The 24,395-nt window shown below is 71.7% G+C and carries 27 protein-coding genes; 17 read left to right on the forward strand and 10 right to left on the reverse strand.

Annotation, left to right across the window (positions count from 1 at the left end):
* Positions 1–17: 17 nt before the first annotated feature.
* Positions 18–803, forward strand: coding sequence for an SDR family NAD(P)-dependent oxidoreductase (locus DA075_RS00760; protein ID WP_099951568.1), 786 nt, complete (start codon positions 18–20; stop codon positions 801–803).
* 38 nt (positions 804–841) lie between these two features.
* Positions 842–988, forward strand: coding sequence for a hypothetical protein (locus DA075_RS36315; protein WP_164712179.1), 147 nt, complete (start codon positions 842–844; stop codon positions 986–988).
* An 11-nt stretch (positions 989–999) separates the two neighbouring features.
* Here DA075_RS36315 and DA075_RS00765 read toward each other — a convergent pair whose 3' ends face one another.
* Both DA075_RS00765 and DA075_RS00770 read right to left on the reverse strand, forming a co-directional pair.
* A complete protein-coding gene (locus DA075_RS00765; protein ID WP_099951569.1) occupies positions 1,000–1,698 on the reverse strand; it encodes an SDR family NAD(P)-dependent oxidoreductase in 699 nt (232 codons plus the stop codon).
* Entirely contained in the window at positions 1,695–2,282 is a 588-nt protein-coding gene (locus DA075_RS00770) for a PaaI family thioesterase (protein WP_099951570.1), read from the reverse strand. Before DA075_RS00770 ends, DA075_RS00765 begins: the two co-directional genes overlap by 4 nt.
* A 92-nt stretch (positions 2,283–2,374) precedes the next feature.
* Between DA075_RS00770 and DA075_RS00775 the strand changes: the two genes are divergently transcribed.
* The 4 genes from DA075_RS00775 (at position 2,375) to DA075_RS00790 (ending at position 6,880) form a co-directional block, all read left to right on the forward strand.
* A complete protein-coding gene (locus tag DA075_RS00775; protein WP_099951571.1) occupies positions 2,375–2,914 on the forward strand; it encodes a TetR family transcriptional regulator in 540 nt (179 codons plus the stop codon).
* Positions 2,915–2,983: 69 nt separating this feature from the next.
* A complete protein-coding gene (locus DA075_RS00780) occupies positions 2,984–4,849 on the forward strand; it encodes a L,D-transpeptidase family protein (RefSeq protein ID WP_099951572.1) in 1,866 nt (621 codons plus the stop codon).
* Between the two features lie 207 nt (positions 4,850–5,056).
* Positions 5,057–5,182, forward strand: coding sequence for a hypothetical protein (locus DA075_RS38080; RefSeq protein WP_269153902.1), 126 nt, complete (start codon positions 5,057–5,059; stop codon positions 5,180–5,182).
* A 387-nt stretch (positions 5,183–5,569) separates the two neighbouring features.
* Positions 5,570–6,880, forward strand: a complete 1,311-nt coding sequence (locus DA075_RS00790) for a TadE/TadG family type IV pilus assembly protein (protein WP_099951573.1) — start codon at positions 5,570–5,572, stop codon at positions 6,878–6,880.
* A gap of 6 nt (positions 6,881–6,886) precedes the next feature.
* Here DA075_RS00790 and DA075_RS00795 read toward each other — a convergent pair whose 3' ends face one another.
* Both DA075_RS00795 and DA075_RS00800 read right to left on the reverse strand, forming a co-directional pair.
* Positions 6,887–7,933, reverse strand: coding sequence for a YeiH family protein (locus tag DA075_RS00795; protein WP_099951574.1), 1,047 nt, complete (start codon positions 7,931–7,933; stop codon positions 6,887–6,889).
* Positions 7,934–8,021: 88 nt separating this feature from the next.
* A complete protein-coding gene (locus DA075_RS00800) occupies positions 8,022–8,342 on the reverse strand; it encodes a PetM family of cytochrome b6f complex subunit 7 (protein ID WP_099951575.1) in 321 nt (106 codons plus the stop codon).
* 175 nt (positions 8,343–8,517) lie between these two features.
* Between DA075_RS00800 and DA075_RS00805 the strand changes: the two genes are divergently transcribed.
* Both DA075_RS00805 and msuE read left to right on the forward strand, forming a co-directional pair.
* A complete protein-coding gene (locus tag DA075_RS00805; protein WP_099951576.1) occupies positions 8,518–9,213 on the forward strand; it encodes an HAD family hydrolase in 696 nt (231 codons plus the stop codon).
* Between the two features lie 125 nt (positions 9,214–9,338).
* Positions 9,339–9,917, forward strand: a complete 579-nt coding sequence (gene msuE, locus DA075_RS00810) for an FMN reductase (protein WP_099951577.1) — start codon at positions 9,339–9,341, stop codon at positions 9,915–9,917.
* A gap of 248 nt (positions 9,918–10,165) precedes the next feature.
* Here the strand turns inward: msuE and DA075_RS00815 are convergent, their stop codons facing one another.
* On the reverse strand, positions 10,166–11,185 hold the full coding sequence (locus tag DA075_RS00815; protein ID WP_099951578.1) for a gamma carbonic anhydrase family protein: 1,020 nt from the start codon (positions 11,183–11,185) through the stop codon (positions 10,166–10,168).
* Positions 11,186–11,330: 145 nt separating this feature from the next.
* Here DA075_RS00815 and DA075_RS00820 point away from each other — a divergent pair, with 145 nt between their 5' ends.
* From DA075_RS00820 to DA075_RS00835, 4 genes are all read left to right on the forward strand, one after another.
* Positions 11,331–11,786: a molybdenum cofactor biosynthesis protein MoaE gene (locus DA075_RS00820; protein ID WP_099951579.1), complete on the forward strand. Its 456-nt coding sequence runs from the start codon at positions 11,331–11,333 to the stop codon at positions 11,784–11,786.
* A gap of 214 nt (positions 11,787–12,000) precedes the next feature.
* The gene (locus tag DA075_RS00825) at positions 12,001–12,561 is read left to right on the forward strand and encodes a DUF1993 domain-containing protein (RefSeq protein WP_099951580.1); all 561 of its coding nucleotides are present in this window, start codon (positions 12,001–12,003) and stop codon (positions 12,559–12,561) included.
* 151 nt (positions 12,562–12,712) lie between these two features.
* Positions 12,713–13,117 carry a hypothetical protein gene (locus tag DA075_RS00830; protein ID WP_099951581.1) on the forward strand — a complete coding sequence of 135 codons (405 nt, stop codon included), beginning with the start codon at positions 12,713–12,715 and terminating at the stop codon, positions 13,115–13,117.
* 292 nt (positions 13,118–13,409) lie between these two features.
* A complete protein-coding gene (locus DA075_RS00835; protein ID WP_232386655.1) occupies positions 13,410–14,498 on the forward strand; it encodes an AI-2E family transporter in 1,089 nt (362 codons plus the stop codon).
* A gap of 24 nt (positions 14,499–14,522) precedes the next feature.
* Here the strand turns inward: DA075_RS00835 and gshB are convergent, their stop codons facing one another.
* The 3 genes from gshB to DA075_RS00850 all read right to left on the reverse strand — a co-directional run bounded on the left by gshB (position 14,523) and on the right by DA075_RS00850 (position 16,895).
* The gene (gshB, locus tag DA075_RS00840; RefSeq protein WP_099951583.1) at positions 14,523–15,479 is read right to left on the reverse strand and encodes a glutathione synthase; all 957 of its coding nucleotides are present in this window, start codon (positions 15,477–15,479) and stop codon (positions 14,523–14,525) included.
* Positions 15,480–15,586: 107 nt separating this feature from the next.
* Positions 15,587–16,117, reverse strand: coding sequence for a YciE/YciF ferroxidase family protein (locus DA075_RS00845; protein WP_099951584.1), 531 nt, complete (start codon positions 16,115–16,117; stop codon positions 15,587–15,589).
* Positions 16,118–16,322: 205 nt separating this feature from the next.
* Positions 16,323–16,895, reverse strand: a complete 573-nt coding sequence (locus DA075_RS00850; RefSeq protein WP_099951585.1) for a YcgN family cysteine cluster protein — start codon at positions 16,893–16,895, stop codon at positions 16,323–16,325.
* 321 nt (positions 16,896–17,216) lie between these two features.
* On the opposite strand from DA075_RS00850, the gene DA075_RS00855 reads away from it, so the two are divergent.
* From DA075_RS00855 to DA075_RS00870, 4 genes are all read left to right on the forward strand, one after another.
* Positions 17,217–19,370, forward strand: coding sequence for a transglycosylase domain-containing protein (locus tag DA075_RS00855; RefSeq protein ID WP_244936590.1), 2,154 nt, complete (start codon positions 17,217–17,219; stop codon positions 19,368–19,370).
* Between the two features lie 280 nt (positions 19,371–19,650).
* Positions 19,651–20,328, forward strand: coding sequence for a glycosyltransferase (locus tag DA075_RS00860; protein WP_164712180.1), 678 nt, complete (start codon positions 19,651–19,653; stop codon positions 20,326–20,328).
* Positions 20,329–20,481: 153 nt separating this feature from the next.
* Positions 20,482–21,216 carry a DUF1214 domain-containing protein gene (locus DA075_RS00865; protein ID WP_099951588.1) on the forward strand — a complete coding sequence of 245 codons (735 nt, stop codon included), beginning with the start codon at positions 20,482–20,484 and terminating at the stop codon, positions 21,214–21,216.
* Positions 21,213–21,809 carry a DUF1254 domain-containing protein gene (locus DA075_RS00870; RefSeq protein ID WP_099951589.1) on the forward strand — a complete coding sequence of 199 codons (597 nt, stop codon included), beginning with the start codon at positions 21,213–21,215 and terminating at the stop codon, positions 21,807–21,809. The genes DA075_RS00865 and DA075_RS00870 overlap by 4 nt, the downstream gene beginning before the upstream one ends.
* 29 nt (positions 21,810–21,838) lie before the next feature.
* On the opposite strand, the gene DA075_RS00875 is transcribed toward DA075_RS00870, so the two are convergent.
* Together DA075_RS00875 and DA075_RS00880 are read right to left on the reverse strand one after the other, a co-directional pair.
* A complete protein-coding gene (locus DA075_RS00875; RefSeq protein WP_099956324.1) occupies positions 21,839–22,630 on the reverse strand; it encodes a hypothetical protein in 792 nt (263 codons plus the stop codon).
* A 16-nt stretch (positions 22,631–22,646) separates the two neighbouring features.
* On the reverse strand, positions 22,647–22,865 hold the full coding sequence (locus DA075_RS00880) for a hypothetical protein (RefSeq protein WP_099951590.1): 219 nt from the start codon (positions 22,863–22,865) through the stop codon (positions 22,647–22,649).
* A gap of 274 nt (positions 22,866–23,139) precedes the next feature.
* Between DA075_RS00880 and DA075_RS00885 the strand changes: the two genes are divergently transcribed.
* The gene (locus tag DA075_RS00885; RefSeq protein ID WP_099951591.1) at positions 23,140–24,252 is read left to right on the forward strand and encodes a DUF2336 domain-containing protein; all 1,113 of its coding nucleotides are present in this window, start codon (positions 23,140–23,142) and stop codon (positions 24,250–24,252) included.
* Positions 24,253–24,395 lie beyond the last annotated feature (143 nt).

Consider the following 24,395-nt stretch of genomic DNA (forward strand, 5'->3'; position numbering starts at 1 on the left):
CGGCCCGGAGAATCCCCATGAGCGACCAGACCCAAGCCGCCCTCGTCACCGGCGCCTCGTCCGGCATCGGCGCCACCTATGCCGACCGCCTCGCCCGGCGCGGCCATCCCCTGGTGCTGGTGGCCCGCGACGCCGCCCGCCTCGACGCGCTGGCGGGCCGCCTGCGGGCCGAGACCGGCGTCGCGGTCGACGTGCTGCCCGCCGACCTCACCGATCCGGCCGACCTCGCCGCCGTCGAGGCGCGCCTGCGCGACGACGCCCGGATCGGCCTCCTGGTGAACAATGCCGGCGCGGCGGCCCCGGCGGGCTTCTCCGCCGACGATCTCACGCCGCAATACCGCCTCGTCGACCTCAACGTGGTGGCCCTCACGCGGCTCTCCGGCGCCGCCGCGCAGGGGTTCCTGGGCCGCGGCGGCGGCAGTATCGTCAACATCAGCTCGGTGGTGGCCCTGGCGCCCGAGTGGCTGCCGGGCGTCTATGGGGCGACCAAGGCCTACGTGCTGACCCTGTCGCAGGCGCTCCAGTCCGAGCTTGGGCCGCGCGGCCTCTACGTCCAGGCCGTGCTGCCGGCCGCGACCCGCACCGAGATCTGGGAGCGCTCGGGCCGGGCGGTGGAGAGCCTTCAGGGCGTGATGGAGGTCGGCGAGATGGTGGATGCCGCCCTCAAGGGGTTCGACCGGCGCGAGGCGGTAACGATCCCGTCCCTGCCGGAGGCGGGCCAGTGGGAGGCGTTCGAGGCGGCGCGCCGGGCGATGGTGCCGAATTTTGCGCAAGCGCACGCAGCGGCGCGCTACCGGGACTGAGACGACGAAGCCGGGCCTGAGGCATCGTCGCGGTCCTCGTGGGAAAGACGTCCCGAAGGAGCCGGATCAAGGAGATCGGCCGCGCCGCCACCCAGGGGCTCGCCACCTCCTCCGACCCGCCGGCCGGGCCGGATCGCCTGCGCGGCCGGGTGCACGGCGTCCTGGAGGCGGTGCGGGCGGCCTGACGGCGCGTGCGTCAGAACCGCTCCACCCAGGGCCGCAGCTCGACCTCGGACGACCAGGCGTCGCGGGGCTGGCGCAGCAGGTCGAGATAGGCCCGCGCCACGCCCTCCGGCGTGAGGGTGCTGTCGGGCTTGTCGGCCGGGTCGGGCCGGCGGGCGCTGCGCACCGCGCCGTCGACGACGACATGGGCGACGTGGATGCCCTTGGGGCCGAGCTCGCGCGCCGCGCTCTGGGCGAGGCCGCGCAGGGCGAACTTGCCCATCGCGAAGGCAGCCGAGAGCGGAAACCCCTTCACGCCCGCGGTGGCGCCGGTGAACAGAATCGCCCCGTGGCCGTGCGGCTCCATGCGCCGCGCTGCCTCCCGGGCGACCAGGAAGGCGCCGAAGGCGGTGACCTCCACGGCCTGCCGCACGGCCTCCGGGTCGAGGGAGGCGAGCGGGCCGGGGACGCGGGCGCTGGCATTGTAGATCACCACGTCGGGCGCGCCGAAGCGGACATCGACCTCGCCGAACAAAGCCGCCACGGCCTGCGGGTCGGCGGCGTCGGCCGCGACGGTCACCGCCCCGGTCTCGGCGGCCAAGTCGGCGAGCTTGGCGATGTCGCGGGCGGCGAGGACGACCCGCAGCCCCTCGGCGGCGAGGAGCCGGGCGAGCGCGGCGCTGATGCCGGCCCCGGCGCCGACGATGAGGGCGGTGCGGTAGGGCAGGCTCACGGGCGCTCCTCCGGTCGCGCGGACCGGTCCTGCCGGGCAGGCAGGTCTTCCCGGGCGGGCAGGTCGAAGACCAGGCAGGTGGTGCTGGCGGTGGCGCAGAGCCGTCCGGACTCGTCGGTGAGGCTCGCCTCGGCCACGGCCTGGCGGCGCCCGGCATGGACCACCCGGCCGACCGCCGTGACGCAGCCGGAGACCTCCGTGACCGCCCGCAGGTAGTTCACCTTGATCTCCAGGGTCGTGTACCCGCGCCCGGCCGGCAGGGTGCTGTGGACGGCGCAGCCCATCACGCTGTCGAGGAGCGTCGCCAGGGCCCCGCCATGGACGCTGCCGATCGGGTTGTAGAGGTACTCGCCCGCCGGCATCCGCATCGTCACCCGGCCCGGCTCGGCCTCAGCCAGCATGATGCCCATCAGCGCTACGATCGGCGGCGGAGGCACCTCGCCGGCGATCAGCGCCCGCAGGAAATCGAGCCCGGCCAGGCCCTGGCCGGCCCGGGCCAGGGCCCGCGGATCGGCCCAGGTCACGCGGCGCTCCCTGACGCGGTGCTCCCGCTTCTGCGCCTCCGGCGACGAGGTGGCGGCCATGCTCACTCCCTTGGTCTTATTACATGACGTCAATCATGATACCATACTGATGATCGTCGTCCTCATTAATGTCAACGGGAGCGGAGCGTCGGATGCGAGTGACGCGCGAGCAGGTCCGGGAGAACCGGCGCCGGATCCTCGAGGCGGCCGGCCGCCTCTTCCGCGAGAAGGGGTTCTCCGCCGTGACGGTGGCGGAGGTGATGGAGGAGGCCGGGCTGACCCATGGCGGCTTCTACGGCCATTTCGCCTCGAAGGAGGACCTCGCCGCCCAGGCCCTGGCCCAGGCGCTGACCCCGGCGCCGCGGGAGCCCGGGACGGCGCCGGACCTCGCGGGTTTCGTCGCCGCCTACCTGTCGGCGGCCCATCGCGACCGGCCGGGCAGCGGCTGCGCGCTGGCGGCCCTGGGCAGCGAGGCGGCGCGCCAGCCGGCCCCCGTGCGGCGCGCCTTCACGGAGGGACTGGAGGCTCGGGTCGCCCGGATGCAGGAGGCCCAGCCCGAGGGCGATCGGGCGGCGGCCCTCGCGGCGATCTCGGGCCTCGTCGGCGCCCTGATGCTCGCCCGGGCGGTGGACGATCCCGCCTTGTCCGACGAGATCCTGGCCGCGGCGCGGGGGGCGCTCGGCAGCCCTTGAGTCAGGTCGGCAGGCTTTTGGTAACCCTCGCATGACCATCCTGGGGGGCGTCCTTGCCCGAGGCCGGTGATGGTGTTGCGTGTTGCGTTTCCGTACCTGCCCTCGGCGGCAGCCCTCGCCTGGGTGCTCGGCACCGGCCTGGCTGCCGCGACCGAGCCCGCGGCCCCGGTGCCGCCCGCCCCGATCCCTCAGGCCCTGCCCTCACAGATTCAGCCCGCCCAGGCTCAGGCGCCCGCCGCGCCCGTTCCGCCGGCGCCGATCGAGCCCGCCCGGCGCGAGGTGACGACCGAACCCTCTCCCGTGCCGGGCGGCGCGGCGCCGCTGCCGGTCGGCCCGATCAAGCCCGGGGCGGCCCCGAAGGTCGGTGAGACCCGGCCGGCCGAGGCGAAGCCCGCCGACGGCAAGGCATCTCCCAACGACGGGAAGCCTGCTCCCAAGAAAATCTCGCGCGAATTGCCGCCGCTGGTGGTGGCGCGGATGTCGCAGGACACCACCCCGACCCTGACGCCGGCGACCTTCCTCGACACCCTGCGGGCGGCCGAGCGCTACCAGGCCCTGGTCGAGGCCGGCGGCTGGCCGTCCCTGCCGGCCGACCTCACGGTGAAGCCCGGCGAGCGCAACCCGGCGATCCCGGGCTTGCGCCGTCACCTCGTGCTGACCGAGGATCTGGCCCCGGGCGGCCCGGAAAGCGACGCCCTCGATCCCGGCCTCGTCACGGCGCTCAAGCGCTTCCAGGCCCGGCACAACCTGCCGGAGACGGGGCTCCTCGGCCGCCAGACCGTGGCCGCCCTCAACGTGCCGGCGAGCGTGCGCCAGCGCCAGCTCGCGGCTTCCGCCAACCGGCTGATCGGGTCGAGCTTCCCGTTCGGCGACCGCTACGTCGTGGTCAACATCCCGTCGGCCGCGGTCGAGGCGGTGGATCACGGCAGCGTGGCGCGCCGCTACGTCGCGGTGGTGGGCAAGCCGGAGCGCGCCTCGCCGTCGGTCGAGACCAGGATCACCAACATCAACTTCAACCCGACCTGGACCGTGCCGGTGTCCCTCATCAAGAAGGACATCATCCCGCACATGCGCAAGGATCCGGGCTATCTTGCCAAGATGCATATCCGCATGCTCGACGGCCAGGGCCAGGAGGTGCAGCCGACCGCCGTCGACTGGTCGACCGAGCGGGCGGTGAACTACACCCTGCGCCAGGATCCGGGCTTCGACAACTCGCTCGGCCAGGTGCGGATCGACATGCCGAACCGGCACGCGGTCTACATGCACGACACGCCCTCGAAGTCGCTGTTTTCCCGCGACGTGCGCTTCCACTCCTCGGGCTGCGTGCGCGTCGCGGACGTGAAGGCGCTGGTCGGGTGGCTGCTCGACGGCACGCCGGGCCCGAACGGCCCCGGCTCGACCTGGGGACCGATGGAGATCGAGACCGGCATCGCCACCGGCGAGCGCCGCGACATCAAGCTGGCCAAGCCTATCCCTGTGACCTTCGTCTATCTCACTGGCTACGCCACCCCCGACGGCCGGGTGCATTTTCGCGACGACGTCTACGGCCTCGACACCGGCAAGGACCCGGGCAAGGACCCGGCCAAGGACCCGGCCAAGCCGGCCGACGTCGCGGTGACCGGGGCGCTTCCCAAGCCGGAGCCGGCCAAGCCCGCCGCGGCCAAGCCCGTCACCACCCAGCCCGTCACCACCCAGCCCGTCGCGGCCAAGTCTTCGACCACCAAGTCTTCGACCACCAAGTCCACCGCCGCCAAGTCCACCACCGCCAAGGCTGCCGGCACCAAGCCCGCCGACGTCAAGGAACCTGCGGCCGAGAAGCCGGCACTGAGGGCCGAGCCGAAACCGTCCTCCGCCAAGGCCCCCCCGACCGACAAGCCTGCTTCGTCGAAGCCCTCCGCCGCCATCGAGCGCCGGACTTCCGTGCCGCCGACCTGACCCGGCGCATCCCGCGACGGGTCCGCACCAGACTCGTCGCAGCGCCGCCCGGTCGTCCGAGGCATCCACCGCGCGGCTGCGCGATGTGCACGCCCTTCGCGACCAACACGACGATGTCTCTGCCGGCAAGGGCTCGGAGCGGATCTCCTCTGCGATGCTTCGCACCGGATCGCCGTCGCCTCACGCCGCATCGGCATCGCCGCTGTCGTGATTCACGCGACGGATGACGGAGCCAAGCGCTTCTCCCGGCGCTGCGCAGAACTCACCGATGACCCGGAAGACAGCCGCACGCTGTTCCTGCCGATCGAGACCGCCGTCGCCGTCCTGGCCTGAGACCGATCGCGCCGCCGGCGATCACATCCGCGGCCGCCCCCCGCGTCATCGCCGTCACGGCCACCGATCCCGGACGGGCTGAACCGTAACGGCAACCTCGAATGCTGGCACAACGACGCGCCAGACCTGCCGTTTTCACCATTCGTTAGAATTTTTCTCCCTCAGATCGCCGTTGTTAGATCAGACCGCAGCCTACGGCGCGGTGCCTGTGCGTGGTCGACCTCGCAACCCGGCGGAGCCTGCGCAGGAGGCCTGCCCTCTCCACCAAGGCTCAACGGCGGTGCGGCTTCCTTGACGAACCCACTTTCTGGAGACCATGCCCATGACCGCGGGAGGCGCGGCGCCCGTCTGCTCCGGTTCTTCGCGCGGGATCGCAGCGGCGCCGTCATGGTCGCCTTCGCGGTCATCCTGCCGGTCCTGCTGGCCGCGGTGAGCGCCGGCGTCGAGTACAGCCGGCTGCTCTACCGCAAGGCCCAGTTGCAGAGCGCCGCCGATGCGGGGGTGCTCGCCGGCGCCAACATGCTCAAGCTCGCCAATGCCGACGATGCCTCGGTGGCGAGCATCACCCGGCAGGCGATCCAGGCGCAGGCCCGCACCCCTGCCGACCGCCGCAGCAGCATCGCGGCCGAGATCGGCGACAGCCGCAGCTCCGTGGCGACGGTGATCGAGGAGACGGTGCCCTCGCTCATGGGCAAGCTGCTCAGCCTGCCCTCCACCACCCTGATCGTCCGCGCGAAGGCTCAGCTCGTCGGCTCGGTCCGCCTGTGCCTGCTCGCCCTCGACCCCTCGGCCAAGGGGGCGTTCGACATGGAGAAGAACGCGAAGATCACCGCCGACGGATGCTCGCTATATTCGAACTCCGTGAGCCCGAGCGGCATCCAGGGCAAGGACAGCGCGACGGCCCGGGCCATGTCGATCTGCTCGGCGGGCGGCTTCGACGGATCCAAGGCCCTGTTCACGCCGACGCCGATCACCGACTGCCCGTCCCTCGGCGATCCGCTCAAGGACCGTCCCCTGCCGACGCCGGACTTCGCCTGCACGGTGCTGAGCCCGTATGCCGATCCCGCCGCGAAGTCGCGGTCCCGGCGCCACAACGTGGTGACGGCGACCATCACCCTCGATCCCGGCACCTATTGCGGCGGCCTGCATATCACGGAGACCGCCATCGTCACCTTGCGCCCCGGTACCTACGTCATGAAGGACGGCCCGCTGATCGTCGACAAGAAAGCCAGCATGTCGGGCCAGGGGGTCGGCTTCTACTTCACCGGCAGCAAGGGCGGGATGCTGTTCGACAAGGACACCACCATCAGCCTCACCGCGCCGACTGGCGGTCTCATGGCCGGCCTGCTGATGGCGGAGGAGCGCACCGTGGCGAACCCGATCCCGGTGCCGATCGACATCTACGTCACGCCGCCGCCCCCGCCGCCGCCGGGCGGCACCAAGCCGATGCGGGAGTACCGCATCATCAGCAACAACGCCCGCACGATGCTGGGGACGATCTACCTGCCGGCGGGGCGGCTGATCATCGACAGCAGCCGGCCGGTCGCCGATCAGTCGGCCTATACGGTGATCGTCGCGAAGCAGATCAACCTCTACGAAGGTCCGAACCTCACCCTCAACGCGAATTACGGCGCGACCTCGGTGCCGGTCCCGGACGGGGTCGGGCCGAAATCCGGGACGGCGTCGCTCAGGAGCTGAGCACGATCAGGAAATCCCCAGGCCCCGCACCAGCGCGATGCTGACGACGAGCAGGACGCCCAGGGAGGCGGTGACCGCGAGCGTCACCCGGCCACCGACCCGCGCCACCACCCGCACGTCGACGCCGAGCCCGAGGGCCGCCATGGCGATGACCGTCAGGATGCCGGCGGTGCGGGTGAGGGGCGCCAGCGCCGCGTCGGGCACGAGGCCCAGCGACCGGGCGGTGGCGAGGCTCAGGAAGCCGAGGATGAACCACGGCACCAGCTTGAAGAAGCCGAGCTTTCTCCGCGCGCCGGCCGGGGTGCCGGGCTCGTCGCGCAGGCGCGAGGCGAGGAGCGACAGGCCGAGGACGACGGGCCCGAGCATCAGCACCCGCACGAGCTTGACCAGCGTCCCGACCTGGGTGCTGACGAGGCTCACCGGCACGGTGGCGGCCAGCACCTGCGGCACCGCGTAGACCGTGAGGCCGGCCAGCACCCCGTACTCGGTCGGGGTGGTGCCGAGGAGCGGGATGAGGAGCGGCAGGCCCAGCACCACCAGCACGCCGAGGATCGCCGTGAAGGCGATCGAGGAGGCGACGTCGTCGCCGCTCGCCCCGATCACCGGGGCGACCGCCGCGATGGCCGAGTTGCCGCAGATGGCATTGCCGCAGGCGATCAGGATCGACATCCGGGCCGGCAGCCCGAGCAGGCGGCCGATCAGGTAGCTGGCGACGAGCGCGATCACCACGGTGGCGACGATGCCGGTCAGCAGCGCCGGCCCCGAGGCGACCAGGGCGCCAAGGCTGATCGAGGCGCCGAGCAGCATCACGGCGACCTCGAGGAGCTGCTTGGCGCTGAAGGCGATGCCGATGCGCCAGCGCGGCCCCGGCTCCCAGACCGAGCGGATCGCGATGCCGGCAAGGATCGCGATCACCAGCGCCTCGACATAGGGGTGGTGGACGAGGCGCTCCTCCGCCGCCTGGACCAGGCTCGCCGCCGCCGTGACGGCGACGCAGAGGGTGAGGCCGGGCAGGACCGCGAGTGCGGTCCGCCCCATCGCATCAGGCCGCATCGTCGGGCATGCTCATGGAAAGAAGAAGCCGCGGGCACTCGCCGGCGGGACGTCCGGCACTCATCGACGGGACCTCACGGGCGGGACCTCACGGGCGGAAGCTCGTGCCGATGCCCGTCCGCGGCGGCTGGCCGAGCCAGAGCAGGACGAGGCCGAGGACCAGGGCGATCGGGGCCGCCGGCGAGAGGGTGAAAGGGAGGCCGAGGAGCTTCCACAGCGTCGGCTGCCCGCCCTCGGCCATCGCCTGCAGGCTCGCGGCCCGGTCCTTCATGAGCGCCACGGCGACGTCGCTGACCGAGGTGACGAGCACCGCATTGTTGGCGATCGAGCGGGCGCCGTCATAGACGATCCCGACGAAGCCGGCGGCGAGAAGCAGCAGGCCGAGGCAGCGACACAGGAAGCGGATCATCCAGGGCTCCGGACCGCGCCCCCCCCGGACGCGCGGCACCTTGAGTAGAGACAGGCCCTTGCGGGCGCAAGGATTTGCAGGCCGCGAGCGCCATCGCGAGCGCGGCACCGTGGCGGGTTGATCCCGGCTCGCCCCGCATGCCACGGCGCTCCCGACCGACAGCGAGGGGAGCGGCATGAACGGCAGGACGGGTGCAGGGCCGGAGCTGGTGATCTTCGATTGCGACGGTGTCCTGGTGGACAGCGAGCCGATCAGCCTCGCGCGCCTGACCGAGAACTTGCAGCGCATCGGCGTGCCGATCGACCTCGACACGGTGGCGCGGCGCTTCACCGGCACCAGCATGACCTCGATCATGGCGCATATCGCCACCGATTACGGCGTGCCGGCCCCCGAGGGCTTCGTCGACGCGGTGCGGGCCGAGACCCTGCGGGCCTTCGACGCCGAGCTGACGGCGATCACCGGCGCCGGCGCGGTGCTGGAGGCGATGCGCAAGCGGCGATGCGTCGCCTCGAGCAGCGATCCCCAGCGCCTGCGCCACGCGCTCGCGCTCACCGGCTTGCTGGAGCATTTCGACGGCCACGTCTTCAGCGCCGCCATGGTGGCGCGGGGCAAGCCCTTCCCGGACCTGTTCCTCTACGCCGCGAGCGAGATGGGCGTGGCGCCGGAGGCCTGCGTGGTGATCGAGGACAGCGTGCCGGGCGTCACTGCGGCGCGGGCCGCCGGGATGCCGGTCCTCGGCTTCTGCGGCGGCGGCCACTGGGCGCATGACCGGGCCGGGGCCGACCTTTTGGCCGCAGGGGCCCTTCGCGTCTTCGACGAATTCACCGCCCTGCCCCATCTTCTGGAGACGTGGGACGCTGCGTCCCGTTAAGGGACGGGGAGCCCTGGCACCGGTTTCGCATTGACCTGTCGCGCGCGCCCGGCACATTCGGGGCCGACGCGAGGCCGCGAGACCGTTCCAGCATCCCCGTCGCCGCCAGCCAACCGGAGCCCGCCGTGAGACCAGCCCGCATCGTCGCCTTCTCGGGCAACGTCCGCCGCCCCTCCCGGACCCGCGCGCTGGTGGAAGCCGTCGCGGCCGAGCTCGGCCGCCGCCGTCCGATCGACCTGAAGGTCTACGACCTCGCCGAGGTCGGCACCGGGCTCGGCGCCACCACCCGGCAGGGCCTGCCCCTGCCGATCGCCCACATGATCGAGGCGATGGAGGGCGCGGACGGGCTGATCGTCGGCTCGCCGGTGCATAACGGCTCCTATTCGGGCCTGTTCAAGCATGTGATCGACTTCCTCGAACCGGCCGCCCTCGCCGGCAAGCCGGTGGCCCTCACCGCGACCGGCGGCGGCCCGCGCCACGCCCTGATGGTCGAGCACCAGCTGCGCCCGCTCTTCGGCTTCTTCACCGCCCACGTGGCGCCGACCGCGGTCTATGCCGGCGAGACGGAGATCGAGGACGGAATCGTCACCGACGAGCGCGTCGCCGAGCGGGTCGCGGCGGCGGCGGCCGAGCTCGCCCATCTCCTCGACGTGGCGGAGGCGGCCCGCCGCGCCGGAACCGGACGAGCGGTGGCGGGGCTCTAAGCAGATTTCGCAAAGGCGGTGCCGCCGCGCCTTCGAACGGCTCGTTCGAAGGCGCGGCTAAGCCCGAACGGGTGCCGGCGCTGATGCGCCTGGCGCTTTCGCGTCGGCACGTCATGCGAAAGCGCGATGGTATGATTGCCGGTTTTGCGACAAGAATCCGCGGCACAACAAGAACTCAAGCGGACGAAGCGTTGGCCTGCCAACGCCAGTCTGCTCAGCCCCGCATCTCTCAGAGAGCCTGAGATCTCTCAGGGCACGCGCTCCTGGAGCTTGCGATAGGCCCGGCCATAGGCCGCATAGCTCGCGACGGTGCGGGCCATCATGGCGCGGCGATTCGCATCGAGGCGCGACAGGGCGCGGGCCGGGCGTCCGCCCCAGAGCCAGCCCGAATCGAGCACCTGCCCCGGATCGGTAGTGCTGCCGGCGGCGAGCAGCACGTCGGCCTCCACCACCGTGCCGGGGCTGAGGCGGGCGCCCATGCCGATGAGGCAGCCCGAGCCGATGCGCCCGTCGCCGGCGGTCACGTTGTGGCCGAGCGTGGTGTCGCGCTCGATCACCAGGCCCTCGGCCCGGGCATGAAGCGCGCAATTGTCCTGCACGTTCACGTTGGGCCCGACCACGATCGGGCTCGACGTCGCCTCGAGGATGCAGGAGAAGAACACGCTCGCGCCCGGCGCGAGGGCGACCCGGCCGTGCAGCCGGGCGGTGCGGGCGACGAATACCGCCGGATCGGGCGCGAACGCATCCCCCGGATTCGGGGCCGGCTCGCTCGCGGCCGCCTCGCGCAGGCGCTCGGCCCGCTCGGCCAGTTCCCCCGGCGCGAGGGGGCGCAGGGGCCGGGCCGGACTGCCGGCGCAGACGAAGCCCGCCGGCAGGGTGGTGCGCGGAAACACCGTGCTGCCGGCCTCCAGAAGCACCCCGTCCTCGATCAGAGACCCGTCGAGGACCACGCAGGCATCCTCGATCACACCATCGTCGCCCACCGTGCAGGCATGGATCACCGCGTCGCGGCCGACCGTGACCCGGTCGCCGACGATGCACGGATACATCTCGGCCGCGATGTGCAGGGTCGAGCGGGCGCCGAGCCAGAACCGGTCGCCGACGATCACGTCGTGCCCGTCGGCGCGGATCACCGACTCGTCGCCGAGCCAGCCTTGCGCCCCGAGGCTCGCCCGCCCGATCACCGCGCTTCCGCGGCCGCACCAGACCGGCCGGGCCGCGAAGGTGGGCTCGGTGTCGTCGAAGGGGAGGAGGAGGTCAGGGGTCACGGGGCGTTCCTCCGTCCGGACGGCCGCGCGGCCGGTCCCTCTGCCCCCGACATTGACGCCGTTCCGCCGCCGCCGCCAGCCCCGGGGTCTTTGGGCCGCGACCGTTCGTGCTAGAACGCCGCCCTCCTCACCGCTGGGACCCGCCATGACCCCTCGCCTCTCGATCCAGCCCGAGCCCTTCGACGTCGCGGCGGAGATCGCCGCCCTCACGGCGGAGCTGGGCGGGCGGGCGGGCGCCATCGTGAGCTTCACCGGCCTGTGCCGCGACGAGGACGGGCAGCTGGCCGCCCTCGAGCTCGAGCACTATCCCGGCATGGCCGAGGCCGAGATCGGCCGCGTGCTCGACGAGGCCGTGACGCGCTGGCCGCTGCAAGGCGCCGTCGCGATCCACCGCCACGGCCTGATCCGCCCGGGCGAGGGCATCGTGCTGGTGCTCGCGGCCTCCGCCCACCGGAGCGCCGCCTTCGAGGCCGCGAGCTTCCTGATGGACTACCTCAAGACCCGTGCCCCGTTCTGGAAGCGCGAGCACCGCGCCGACGGCACCCTCGGCGGCTGGGTCGAGGCGACGGAGCACGACGCGGCCGCGGCAGCGCGGTGGTGACCTCACCCTTCCAGAAGATCGTTCCACCAGCCTGCCGCCTCTTGGCGCCACGAACATAAGAACAAGGCACATGATGTTTTGATACGATAAAAATCGAAATCAGCACATCACCTGACATGGCAAGGATTTCTGTCAGAACATATCGGCATTGGATTGCGTGGCGCCCGACGGGTCGGTAGGGACGGCAGGGCCACTGACCGTCGAGGAGACAGCCATGACCCTGCCGGACGTCCTCATACCGACCTATGTGCAGATGCTGGAGGCGTTGTCGGCCTGGCTCGGCAAGGCCGAGCGGCAGCGGCCGGGCGGCGGGGCCGAGGCGCTTCTCACCGCGCGCCTGGCCCCCGACATGTTCCCGCTCTCCGCCCAGGTCCGTTTCGCCTGCGTGCAGGCTCAGGAAGGCGTGTTCCGGTTGCGCGGGGAGCCACTGCCGCCCTCGGTGGCAACCCTGATCGATGAAGGCCGGAACGCGGCCGACCGGCCCGGATCGATCGCGGATGCGCAGGCGAGGATCGCCGAGACGGTGGCGCTGGTACGGGCCTCGGCAGCGGATGGGCCCGCGGTCGACCCGGCGACGCCGATCGCGCATGCTCTGCCGCAGGGCATGGTGTTCGATCTCACCGCCGCGCAATACACGCGCGATTGGGCGCTGCCGCAGTTCTATTTTCACGTCATGGCCGCCTACGCGATCCTGCGCGCGCAAGGCGTCGAACTGGGGAAAGCCGACTACGTCGCTCACATGTTCGCGTATCTGCGCCCCGGCACCGCGACATGACGGTGGCGACCGTCAGGCCTGACGACAAACACGTCCGGCCAGTCTCGAAACCCGTCATCCGGGCCGGCAAATCCGTGTGAAGCGGGGATTACCGAGAATTGGAGCGATCGAACTGACGAAGCGCTGACCGGCCTGCGGCAGGATCGTGGCCATGCTCCGCAATCACAGACATCCCGACCCCCTGCCGTTCGACCCATTGAGCGCACGCAGCCTCGCGGTGGCCTGCGCCCTGGTCGGACTCGTCACTCTTCTCCTCTCCGAGCGGCCGACGCCCGGGGGGGTGCTCATCGCCTGGGCCGGCCTCATCGGCTGGGCGCTGCTGCGCATCATGGGCCGGCGCCGCGCGCCGCCGCCGGTGCGCCGGACGATCCGCCCGCCGCCCGAGCCGATCATCGAGGTCGTCGAGGTGAAGGAGTGGAAGCCCCGGCGCTCGGCCCCGGTCCTGGCCCTGCCCAAGCCCTTCGTGGCGGTTGCGCCGGAGGGATTGGAACCCTGGAAGACCTCCGCGCATCCCGCCGTGCTCGCCAGCGTGCGGCGCCGGCGCGAGGAGGGGTGATACCGCCGCGCCTTCGAACGGCCTCGTCCGAAGGCGCTGGCCAAGCCCGAACGGGCGCCGGCGCTGATGCGCCGGACGCGTGCGCATCGATGCGAAGGCGCGAGGGTATGAGACGGCTGCCGGACGATCACGTCCGGCGAGTGCAAGCGCGGAAGCCCGGTCGCCGAACGGCCGCTCGCGGCTATCTGTCCTTCACGGCGGCCTCGGCGCCGCCGGCGGAGAGAGTGCACCGGACATGGCCGTTTTTCCACCTCAGAACGTCGCTCGCCAGGAGCCAGCCCGCCCGGCCAGGGTGAGCACCCGCTCCCTCGTGCTGGCCGGGATCGGGGTGGTGTCGTTCACCGCCGCCCTGCTGCTGGCCTGGCACTCGGCCGACACGCTGCTGCTGATCTTCGCCGGCATCCTGTTCGCGGTCTTCCTCGAGGGGCTGACCCATTACCTCGGCCGCGTCCTCCCGCTCGGGCACGGGGCGCGGCTCGCGATCGTGAGCGTGCTGCTCACGCTCCTGGTGCTCGGCATGGTCGGGCTCGGCGGCGCGACCGTGGCGGGCCAGGCACAGCGCCTGGGGCAGACCTTGCAGCAGCAATCCGGCACGGTGAAGTCCTGGCTCGACGCCCGCGGGATCGACACCCGCTTCCTCGATTTCGGCAAGCTCAAGGATGCCGCGGCGCAGGACGGCCATCCGGAGGAAGGGCGCTCGAAGGGCCCCAGCGGCCTGCCGAGCCCCGGCACCCTGCTCTCGGGCGCCGGCAGCGTGCTCGGCCAGGCCTCGACGGTGGTGCTGGCGGTGTTCGGCGCCATCGGCAACCTGTTCATCGTGGTGGTGCTCGGCCTGTTCGTGGCGGCCGATCCCCGGACCTACCGCGACGGCCTCCTGCGCTTCGTGCCCTCGCGCCACCGCACCCATGCGGCCTCCGTCGCCGACGATATCGGCATCACCTTGCGCCACTGGCTGTTCGGCCAGCTCATCGTCATGGCGGCGATCTTCGTCTGCGTCTGGCTCGGGCTGACCCTGGTCGGCATCGACGGGGCCCTGGTGCTGGGGCTCCAGGCGGGCCTGCTCTGCTTCATCCCGACCATCGGGGCGCTGGTCGCCGGCATCGTCATCGTGCTGGCCTCCCTCGCCTCGGGGCTGAAGGGGGTGATAGCGGGGCTGTGCGTCTACCTGCTGGTGCAGACCCTCGAGAGCTACGTGCTGACGCCCTTCGTGCAGAAGCGGGCGCTCGACATCCCGCCCGCCACCCTGTTCGCCGGGCAGATCCTGCTCGGCGTGCTGTTCGGCCTCTGGGGCGTGGCCCTGGCCCTGCCCCTGATGGCGGTCGCCAAGGTGCTGCTCGACCGGCTCTACATCGAGGACACGCTGGGGGAGGATGCGGGCTGAGAGCGCCCTCCCCCTTGTCCCGCATCAGGCACTCTGCGGCCTGGTCACCTTGGCCTCGATCGCGTCCCAGACCGGAACCGCGAGGTCGGGGCCGCCGAGGCGCTTGATCGCCCGGATGCCGGTCGGCGAGGTGACGTTGATCTCGGTCAGGTTGCCGTCGATCACGTCGATGCCGACCAGGATCAGGCCGCGGCGGCGCAATTCCGGGCCGATCGCCGCGCAGATCTCCTGCTCGCGCGGGGTGAGGGCCGTCGCGCCGCCGGTGCCGCCCCGCACCATGTTGGAGCGGATGTCGTTGGCGGCCGGCACCCGGTTGACGGCGCCGAGGGGCTCGCCGTCGACCAGGATGATGCGCTTGTCGCCCTCCGTGATCCGCGGCAGGAAGCGCTGCACCACCCAGGGCTCGCGGAAGGTGACCGAGAACAGGTCGAACATCGAGCCGAAATTCGGGTCTTCGGGCAGCACCCGCAGCACCGCCGCGCCGCCATGGCCGTGGAGCGGCTTCATCACCACGGCACCATGCTCGGCCCGGAACTCCTCGATCTCGCGCTTGTCGCGGGTGATCAGGGTCGGGGGCATCAGCTCCGGATAGGCGGTGACGAACAGCTTCTCGGGGGCGTTGCGCACCTCGAACGGGTTGTTCACCACCAGCGTCTGCGGGTGGATCCGCTCCAGCATGTGCGTCGCCGTGATGTAGGCGAGGTCGAAGGGCGGGTCCTGGCGCATCAGCACCACGTCGACCTCGGCGAGGTCGATCCGCTCCTGGGCGCCCAAGGCCGCGTGGTCGCCCTCGACATCCTGCACCCGCAGGGGCTCGACCCGGGCGGTGACGCGCCCGTCGCGCATCGAGAGCCGGTCGGGGGTGTAGTGCAGGAGCGTGTGGCCGCGGCTCTGGGCTTCCAGCAGCAGCGCGAAGGTGGTGTCGCCGGCGATGCGGATCGCCTGGATCGGGTCCATCTGGACCGCGACGGTGAGGGCCATGTCGGGGATATCCTCCGGTCGCCCGGGTTATCGGGCGGCCCGCGCCCGATGGCAACGGCCGCGAAGGAAAGGAGGCCCCGCGCGCAGGGTTGCGGCGGGGCCCCAAGTCAGGGAGGAAACGCCCATGAGCGTCCAACGAGACGTAGCAAGTCCCATGCCAGGTCCGGGACGAGACCGTCCCGGTCCACGGTCGGGCGGCCCTGCGCCCACGGTCCGACGGCCTTGCGGTTGACCCGGCTCTCGGCGGGCGAGGTCAGCGCCTTGTCGGCCGCCTTCTCCTCCTCAAGGGTCTGCTGCAGCGGGCCGATCACGTCCTGGCGGCCGAGCTGCCGGGCATAGGCGATGATCGTGCCGTAGCGGGTGATCTCCTCGGCCTCGGCGATGATCCCGTCCATCGCCGCGCAGCGCACACCCTTCGGCTGCGGGCCCAGCGTCCGGAACACCTGCTCGAGCCGCCGGATCTGCCCTTCGGTCTCGCGCAAGTGGGTCTCGAACCCCGCTTTCAGCGGCGGGTCGCCCGCCTTGGCGATCAACTTCGGCAGCACCTTCGTGATCCGCCGCTCGGCATAGTCGATGTCCCGGAGCCTGTGCTGGAACAGATCGTCCATGCGCCTGATCGGCTTCGAGAACAGGCCCAAGGCGTTCTCCCTGGGAGGCGCGCCGCGTTCCGGCTCGACGCGGCCTTGCCGAGCCGAGGCGCGCCAGCATCCGGGAACGGCGGGCGGGGGCGTTGCCGGGGCGGGGGCGTTGCCGGGGTGGGGCCTTGCGCGGTGCGGGCGCCGTCCCGGACTGCCGGCGAGCGTCACCCGGCCGGCACGGTTCCTCGACGGCTCCGGGCCGGTATCACGACCCGGCCTGCGGGTCCTCGCTCCCGGGATCCCGGCTCTCGGGATCCTGGCTCTCGGGATCCTGGCATTCCGGATCCTGGCCCGGCCAGTCGACGATGCGGTCCGGCATCTCGTCGATCTCGAACTCCTCCTCGGTGCCGCTGACGCGCCCGTAGACCGAGATGCCGGCCTCGTGCACCGTGCGCCGGGTGCCGGAGACCAGGGGGTGCCACCAGGGCAGGTCCTGCCCGTCCCGCACCAGACGGTAGCCGCAGGTCGGCGGCAGCCAGCGCAGGCTGCGCACCGCCTCGGGCGTCAGCCGCACGCAATCGGGCACCCTGAGATGGCGCCGCGGGTAGTCGCGGCAGCGGCAGGTGCCGGCATCCAGCAGCGTGCAGCCGATATCGGTGTAGTGGATCTCGCCCGTATCCTCGTCCTCGAGCTTGAGGAGGCAGCAGCGGCCGCAGCCGTCGCACAGGCTCTCCCACTCCTCCGGGCTCAGGGCCTCCAGGCTCTTCTCGCGCCAGAACGGGGTCGCGGCCTTGCGGGAGGCGGGCGGGCGCGGGGGTTTGCTGCGGGCTTTGGCCACGGCTGTTCAGGGCCTTCGAGGCGCCGGATCGACGGCGCGAGGGTGGAATCGGGGCGGGAGGCCCCTCCTCTGCCGCGCCCGCGGCCCGCGGGCAAGCACGGCCGGACCCGGCTGCGCACTCCTGCGACGTCGTGTCGGCGCGCCGGCGCCCCATATAGGCCCTGGAAGCCTGCGACCGGCTTACCGTCTCGCGCTAGGATGCGAGGCTTGCTAGACCGTCAGACCGCAGCCTCCCGAGGATCTGCCCGAGGACCCGCCACAGTGCCCGAGAACCAGCCCCCCAACCGGCTGACCAAGCTCCGGACCCGCCTGTCCCACGGGATGCTCGGCTTCGACGCCTGGCTGAATGACGGCCTCTACAATGGCGGCCGGTCGTTCGGCGAGGCCTATGGGCGCTTCGCGGAGCGGATCCAGCGCCGCTTCCGGGTGCGGGGCGTCAGGCGCGTCGTCCTCGACCTCGCGAGCGAGGGCGTGACGCTGGGGCTCGCCGGCGCCGTGGTGATGCTGACGCTCGCCCAGTCGGCCTTCAACCAGACCAGCGAGAACTGGCTCAAGGCGCCGGACCTCGCCGTGACCTTCCTCGACCGCTACGGCACCGAGGTCGGACGGCGCGGCATCAAGCACGACGATTCGCTGCGCATCGACGAGTTTCCCGACATCCTGGTCAAGGCGCTGATCTCGACCGAGGACCGGCGCTTCTACGAGCATTGGGGCATCGACCCGATCGGGACCTTGCGCGCCGTGACGGTGAATGCCCGCGGCGGCGGCCACGTCCAGGGCGGCTCCTCGCTCACCCAGCAGCTCGCCAAGAACCTCTTTTTGTCGAACGAGCGCTCGCTCGAGCGCAAGGTCAACGAGGCGTTCCTGGCCCTCTGGCTCGAATGCCACCTGACCAAGAACGAGATCCTGAAGCTCTACCTCGACCGGGCCTACATGGGCGGCGGCACCTTCGGGGCGGCGGCGGCGGCGGATTACTATTTCGGCAAGAACCTGAAGGACATCACCCTGCCGGAAGCCGCCATGCTGGCCGGCCTGTTCAAGGCGCCGACGAAGTACGCGCCGCACGTGAACCTGCCGGCGGCCCGCGCCCGGGCCGCGGACGTGCTGCACAACATGGTCGAGGCGGGCTACCTGACGGAAGGGCAGATCCAGTCGGCCCTGCGCAACCCGGCGACCCCGGTGACGCGCTCGCGCGACATCAGCGCCGATTACTACCTCGACTGGGCCTTCAACGAGATCAAGAAGCTCGTCGACGAGGGCAAGCTCAAGAAGGAGCGGGTGCTGGTCGTCAAGACCCCGCTCGACCTCGCGATCCAGAAGCGGGCCGACCAGGCGGTGGAGAACGTGCTGCGCCAGTTCGGCGACGCCTTCGACGTCGAGCAGGCGGCGCTCGTGACCATGGACCCGGACGGGGCGGTGCGGGCGATGGTCGGCGGGGCCGATTACGGCCAGAGCCAGTTCAACCGCGCCACCGATGCGCTGCGCCAGCCCGGCTCGTCCTTCAAGCCCTATGTCTACGCCGCGGCCCTCGCCACCGGGCAGTGGCGGCCCGAGAGCAGGGTCGTCGACCGGCCGGTCTGCATCGGCAATTGGTGCCCGGCCAATTACGGCCGCTCCTTCGCCGGCACCGTGCCCCTATGGGTCGCGGTGGCGAAATCGATCAACACCATCCCGGTGCAGTTCTCGATCGCCATGGGCAAGCAGCTCGGCGAGACCCACGACGCCCGGGCGGCCAAGCTCGGCCGGGCCAAGATCATCGAGCTCGCCCACAAGATGGGCATCACCTCGAATCTGGTCGATTCGGTCTCGCTGCCGATCGGCTCGGCCGAGGTGACGGTGCTCGACCAGGCCGCCGGCTACTCGGTCTTCGCCAATGGCGGCAGGCGGGCCAAGCCCTATGCGGCGACCGAGATCCGCACCGGGGCCGGCGAGGTGATCTACCGCCACGACACCAGCGAGGCGCCCCCCGAGCAGCTGCTCTCGACCCGGGTCGTCGCCGACATGAACTACATGCTCAACAAGGTCGTCGACGAGGGCACCGGCCGCAAGGCGGCGGTGGAGGGCGTGCGCACCGCCGGCAAGTCGGGCACCACCAATGCCTACCGGGATGCCTGGTTCGTCGGCTATACCGGCAACCTCGTGACGGCCGTCTGGTACGGCAACGACGACCATTCCTCGACCAAGAACCTGACCGGCGGCTCGCTGCCGGCGATCACCTTCCACGAGGTGATGGCCCCGGCCCACCAGGGCATCGAGATCAAGCCGATGCCGGGCTTCGACTCCGACAAGGCCGGCGCCCGCACCGCGCAAGGCCCCGCCCCGGCGACGCCGCCCCCCGGCGCGCCGGCCGGCGCCCTGTCGCGCCGCTCCTTCGAGGTGCTGGGCGGCCTCGGCCACCTGTTCCGCTCGGTGGAGAGCCCGGCTCCGGGACGGGCGGCGTTCAACACGGTGGGCGGGCAGGTCGGGGTGCCGTGAAGCCCCGGGCAGTGAACGCATCTCCTGCAGCCGACGTCTCGTTTCGGGCAGGCGCCTCCGGCCAATCCGGCAGTTGCGCTTGACAGTGGTCGGGGCCGGCCCGAGACATTCCTCATTGTAAGGACCGTGTCTCGTTGAGCGATCGATGCCGGTGGCACCCGCACCGACGTCCTGCGCCACGGCGGATCGGTCGCTTAGAGCCATGGACCCATAGATGCGGGAGCAAGGCGCAGGTCTCGCGTCGCCAGCTCGCTTCAAGTAGGCGCATTAAATGTTGTTTATGTATTGGACCAGCACGGAAATCAACACTGCACCCGCAGGGCCGGCATGGAAACAGATCTATCCGGATTTTCGGGTCTTTACCGACGAGGATGTCGCCCCGCTTCTACCCGATGAGATCAAGCCAATTTTCGGACGGATTCGCCTACCGTCGGCGAAGTCGGATCTGGCCCGTCTGCTTCTCCTGCGCGAGTTCGGCGGCTTCTACATCGACGCCCACATCGGACCGACAGCCCCGGCCTGCCTGCTGAGTACGCTCGACAAGATGTTCGAGTATAACCTCATCCTTTTCGGAAAGGGGTGGGCGATGAACACTCCAGCCGATTTCGACTTGATGAACGGTGTCCTCGCCGCCCGCAGGAAGACGCCGGAACTCGACCCCCTGATCTCCAAGGTGACCAACAACATCGTTGAACAATGGCACAAGGAACAGGCGACAGCCGATTACGTTCCGTATAATCTGTTCTCTCTGACCGGAACCTATGCCATCGTCGAGTCCTATTTCGACCACGGCCCTCTTCGTCCGGAATTGAAGACTGAGTTCCGAGACAAGATTTTTATCCATTACATGAAGGACAACCAGCAATCTGGCTTCGAAATCGCCGCTTTCTACAATTACCGTAAGCCGGGCGGCCATTGGAGCGAGCGCCAGACGCAGGAACGCTTCTTCCTGGATTGAGGCGCGGGCGTTTGGCCGGCGCGGCGCGCGCGGAAGGACCGGCCCCGCGCCCCAAGCCCGCGAGGGAGCGGCCGTGACCTCTTCCCTCCGGCCGGGGCGCGGCTACAAAAACCCGTTCGGCCCCGGCCCGACCTGAGCTAGACACGGGCCACGATGCTGACCGAGAAAATCGCCCTTCCGGCCGCCGGGCGCGCCGCGTCCCCCGGCCATCGACTCCCGCCCCGGCTCCTGCGGGGGGCTTTGCGCCTGCGCCGGGTCGGGACCGTCGGGCTGGTGCTCTACACCCTCGCGCTCGGCGTCGGTCTGGGACTCGCCTCCGCGAACTGGGCGACGCGGGGGCGCTATCCGTTCGGGGGCGTCGCCCTCAATGCCTGGACGGCTTGGCCGAAGATCGGCTCGCGCGACGCCGACCCCTATGTGCGGGCGATCCATGCCCGCACCGGCGAGATCCCGCTGGCGCTCGGGGAGGGCCTGCTCCTCACCGCGCTCACCGACGATGCCGGACGCCGGCTCGATCCCTCCTGCCGCTACCGCGTCGCCGGCGCCACGCCGCCGGCCCGGGCCTGGACCCTGTCGGTGGAGCGGCGCGGCCACGCCAAAGAGGTGGCCAAGCAGGGGGCCGACCAGGCGGTCAAGCACGCGGCACCGGCCGGCGCGATGCCGCCGCCGCGCACCGGCTTCACCTCCACGGAGGTGCTGCGCGACCGCGACGGCCGCTTCTCGGTGATCGTGAGCCCGACCGTGCAGCCCGGCAACTGGCTGCCGATTCCCGAAGGCGAGGGCTCGATTCGGCTGGTGCTGCGGCTCTACGACACGCCGGTGGCGGCGAGCACCGGCGTGCTCGAGCGCGAGGGCGTGCCCTCGATCACCCGGGAGGATTGCCTGTGACGCCGCTCGGCCGCTTCATCCTCGCCACCCTGTGCGGCCTCGTGCTCGCCGGGCTCGTGCACGTCGCGACGGTGCTGGCGATCCCCTACCTCGCCGCCGGCGACGCCCTGGCGCGCTCGCGCGCGACGCTCGCCAACGACACCTCGGTGCTGGTCCACGCCGCCGAGACCGGCGGACCGGCGGAGCAAGCTCCGGCGCAGCCGGCAGAGGGGTGGCTGCCGCCGCAGGACCCGGCGGTGGCGGTCGGCGTCTGCGCCTACGACCTCGACGACGGCCCGGTGCGGATCACCGCCGAGACCGGCCCGCTCATCGAGACGCTCGCCCTGCATGGGCGAAACGGTGCCTACTATGCCATCACCGACCAGGCAGCCGTGCGCGGCACGGTCGAACTCGTGATCATGACCCGGCGCCAGTTCGACGAGGCCCTCGCCACCGCCGACGAGGACGAGCGCAACCGCGACGTGCGCATCGTCGCGCCGAGCCGGCAGGGCTTCGTCAGCGTGCGGGTGCTCGCCGCCCTGCCGAGCCAGCAGGCGCAGGCCAACGAGGCTGCCCGCTCGGTCTCCTGCACCATCGACGGGCCGGACGAGTAGGGCGATCGCCCCGATCGCGTACGATCGCCCTATCCCTTGCGCACCAGCACCACCTCGGCGGGCTCCGGCGGCACGAGGCCGCAGCGTGCCTCGGCATCGGCCGGCAGCAGCGGATCGAGCAGGGTCCGGCGCGAATCCAGGAAGGCGAGTGCCCGCTCGGCCGCCACCGCCTCGTCCTCGGGGGCAGCCACCAGCAGGTGCTCGAGGGCGTAGCGGTAGGAGGCGGAACGCGCCGCCGTCTCGCGCCGCACCCAGGCGATGAGGCAGCGGTTCTCGGCCACCCGCATCGCAGCGCTGCGCACGTCGCGGTCGTCGAGGGTGGTGATGAAGGGCAGGCTCTGCAGCCGCGTCAGGTCCGCCCGCACCACACGCGACGCCGTCTCGGCGAAGGCCGGGATGAGGCGGCCATCCGCCACCAGGTCGTCGGAGAGACGCCGGTAGCGCGAGACGACCGAGCGGAACGGGCCGGCGGTGATCGCCTCGACATAGGCCGCCGGATCGGAGAGGCGCCAGCCCACCGGCAGCACCCGGGCGCGGGTGAGATTGTTGAGGGCGGCGTCGAAGACGCTGCGCTCCCGGGCCGGCATCAGGAAGCGCCAGGCGCGGTCGCGCAGGGCCCGCTCGTCCTCCGTGAAGGGAAACAGCGAGGCCGGCTCGCCCCGCTCATGCGCGGCGAAGGTGCCGGCCGCGTCGATCAGGCTGTTCCAGGCGGTGGGCGCCGGGCGGCCGAAATCGCCCTGCTGGGCGCAGGCCGCCACCAGGGGCACGGCGAGAAGGACGCGGGCGAGCGGCAGGACGAGCGGCAGGACGCGGCGCGGCATCGGGCGGCGCAAGGCCTCAGCGCCGGCAGCGCCGCTCGGGCGCGGGCAGGCCGGGCTCGACGGCATCGGGCAGCCTCTCATAGCGCACTCCCGTGAACAGCAGAATCTGGCCGCGGACCGTGTCCGCCGAATGGGAATTGGCCGCACCGCCGACGACCGCGTCCGGGCGCGCCGCCGGGCGGGGAGCCGGGAACGGGATGATGTCCGCCGAGGGACGCCGCTGTGGGCCGACCATGTGTGCTCTCCCGCCTCCGTCACGTCCCTCCGGGACCGCCGCCCTTCGCGACCTCACCGGGAGACGAAACCACGCACATGGTTAATGGACTGTTTCCGGGGGCGCCGTCCCGAGAGGCGGCCGGCCCGCGGCGTAAACCCTCGGTGACCGGGCCGGTGCACGATCCCCGCTGTCCCCAGGCCGGGACCCGGCGGCTGCCCGCAGCCTTAAGCGTCGCTTTACGCACATCCTCGCATTCTGCGGATCGTCTCCAGTCCTGCGTACCCGATCGCCCATGGCCCGCTCCGCCGCCGACGCTCCGCCGGACATGTCCGGCCTCCTCGACCTCGCGCGAGACCGGCGTCTCGACATGAAACCGGTCCTGCTGCGGGTGCAGACGGACCTGTTCCGCGCCGCGCCCGTACGGGACGTCGCGACGATCCGGGCCTTCGAATCCCTGGCCTGCGGGCTGATCCCGACGGTCGATTCCGCCACGGCCGAGATCGTCGCCCAGAAGCTCGCACCGCTTCCCGACACGCCGCAGAGCGTGCTGACGCTGCTCGCCGCCCATGGCGGCGGCGCCCGCGACGCGGTGCTGTCCCTGAGCCCGGTCCTGTCGACGGCCCTGCTCGACGCCGCCGGCAACGGGCCGGAACTCGACGCGGTCATCGCCCTGCGGCACGATCTCAGCCGGGCGCTCGTCGACGACCTGAGCCTGCGCGACGAGCCGGATGTCGACCTGGCGCTCGCCCGCAACACGACGGCGCCGCTCGCCGGTCCCGCCCTGGAGCGGCTGGTCGAGCGGGCGCGCGGCCGGTCGGACCTGGCCGCGCTTCTGCTCGCCCGCGACGACCTGCCGGCGGTCGACCTCGCGCCCCTCTACCTGCAGGCGAGCCGCGAGCGCCGGGCGGCGATCCGCGACGGCGTCGCGGCCCGGGCGGCCCTGCGGCCGCAGAACCGGGCCGGCATGCGCGCCGCCGGGGCGGCGCTCACCGCCTTCGCCGCCCGCGGCGAGCCGGAACGGTTCGAGGTGGCGCTCGGCGAGGCCCTCGGCATGCCGGGGGTGAGCTTCCGCGCCACCGAGCCGGAACGGCGCGACCTGCTGGCGCTGGCGCTCCGCGCGGCCGACCTCGCCGAGGAGGAGGCGGTGTTCATCTTCCTGCGCCTCGATCCGTCCATCGCCCGCTCGGTCGAGGCGGTGTTCGGCCTGACCGAGCTGTTCCGCGCCATGGACGCCGCCACCGCCCGCGACCTCGTCGCCTCGATCCTCGGCAGCGATCCGACCGGACGCAGCGCCACCCCCGAGCAGCACCGTCCGGCCCATGGCCCGGCCTCGCCGCGCCTCCGCCCGGCCGTCGCCCCGGCCCTGCGCCCGGCCCTGCCGGAGCGGACCCGCAAGACCCGCTGACGCCAGGAGCGAGGACGGGGCGCGGAGAGCCGGCCCGGCGGTTTCCCCTCGCTGGCGAAATGGTCTAGGCGTGGCGCTCCGGACGCCGCGCCGCCCGCGACGGGATGGCGCACGACGGGACAACGAGAAACGTCTCGGGAGAG

This window comes from Methylobacterium currus (assembly GCF_003058325.1).
GTDB lineage: Bacteria > Pseudomonadota > Alphaproteobacteria > Rhizobiales > Beijerinckiaceae > Methylobacterium > Methylobacterium currus.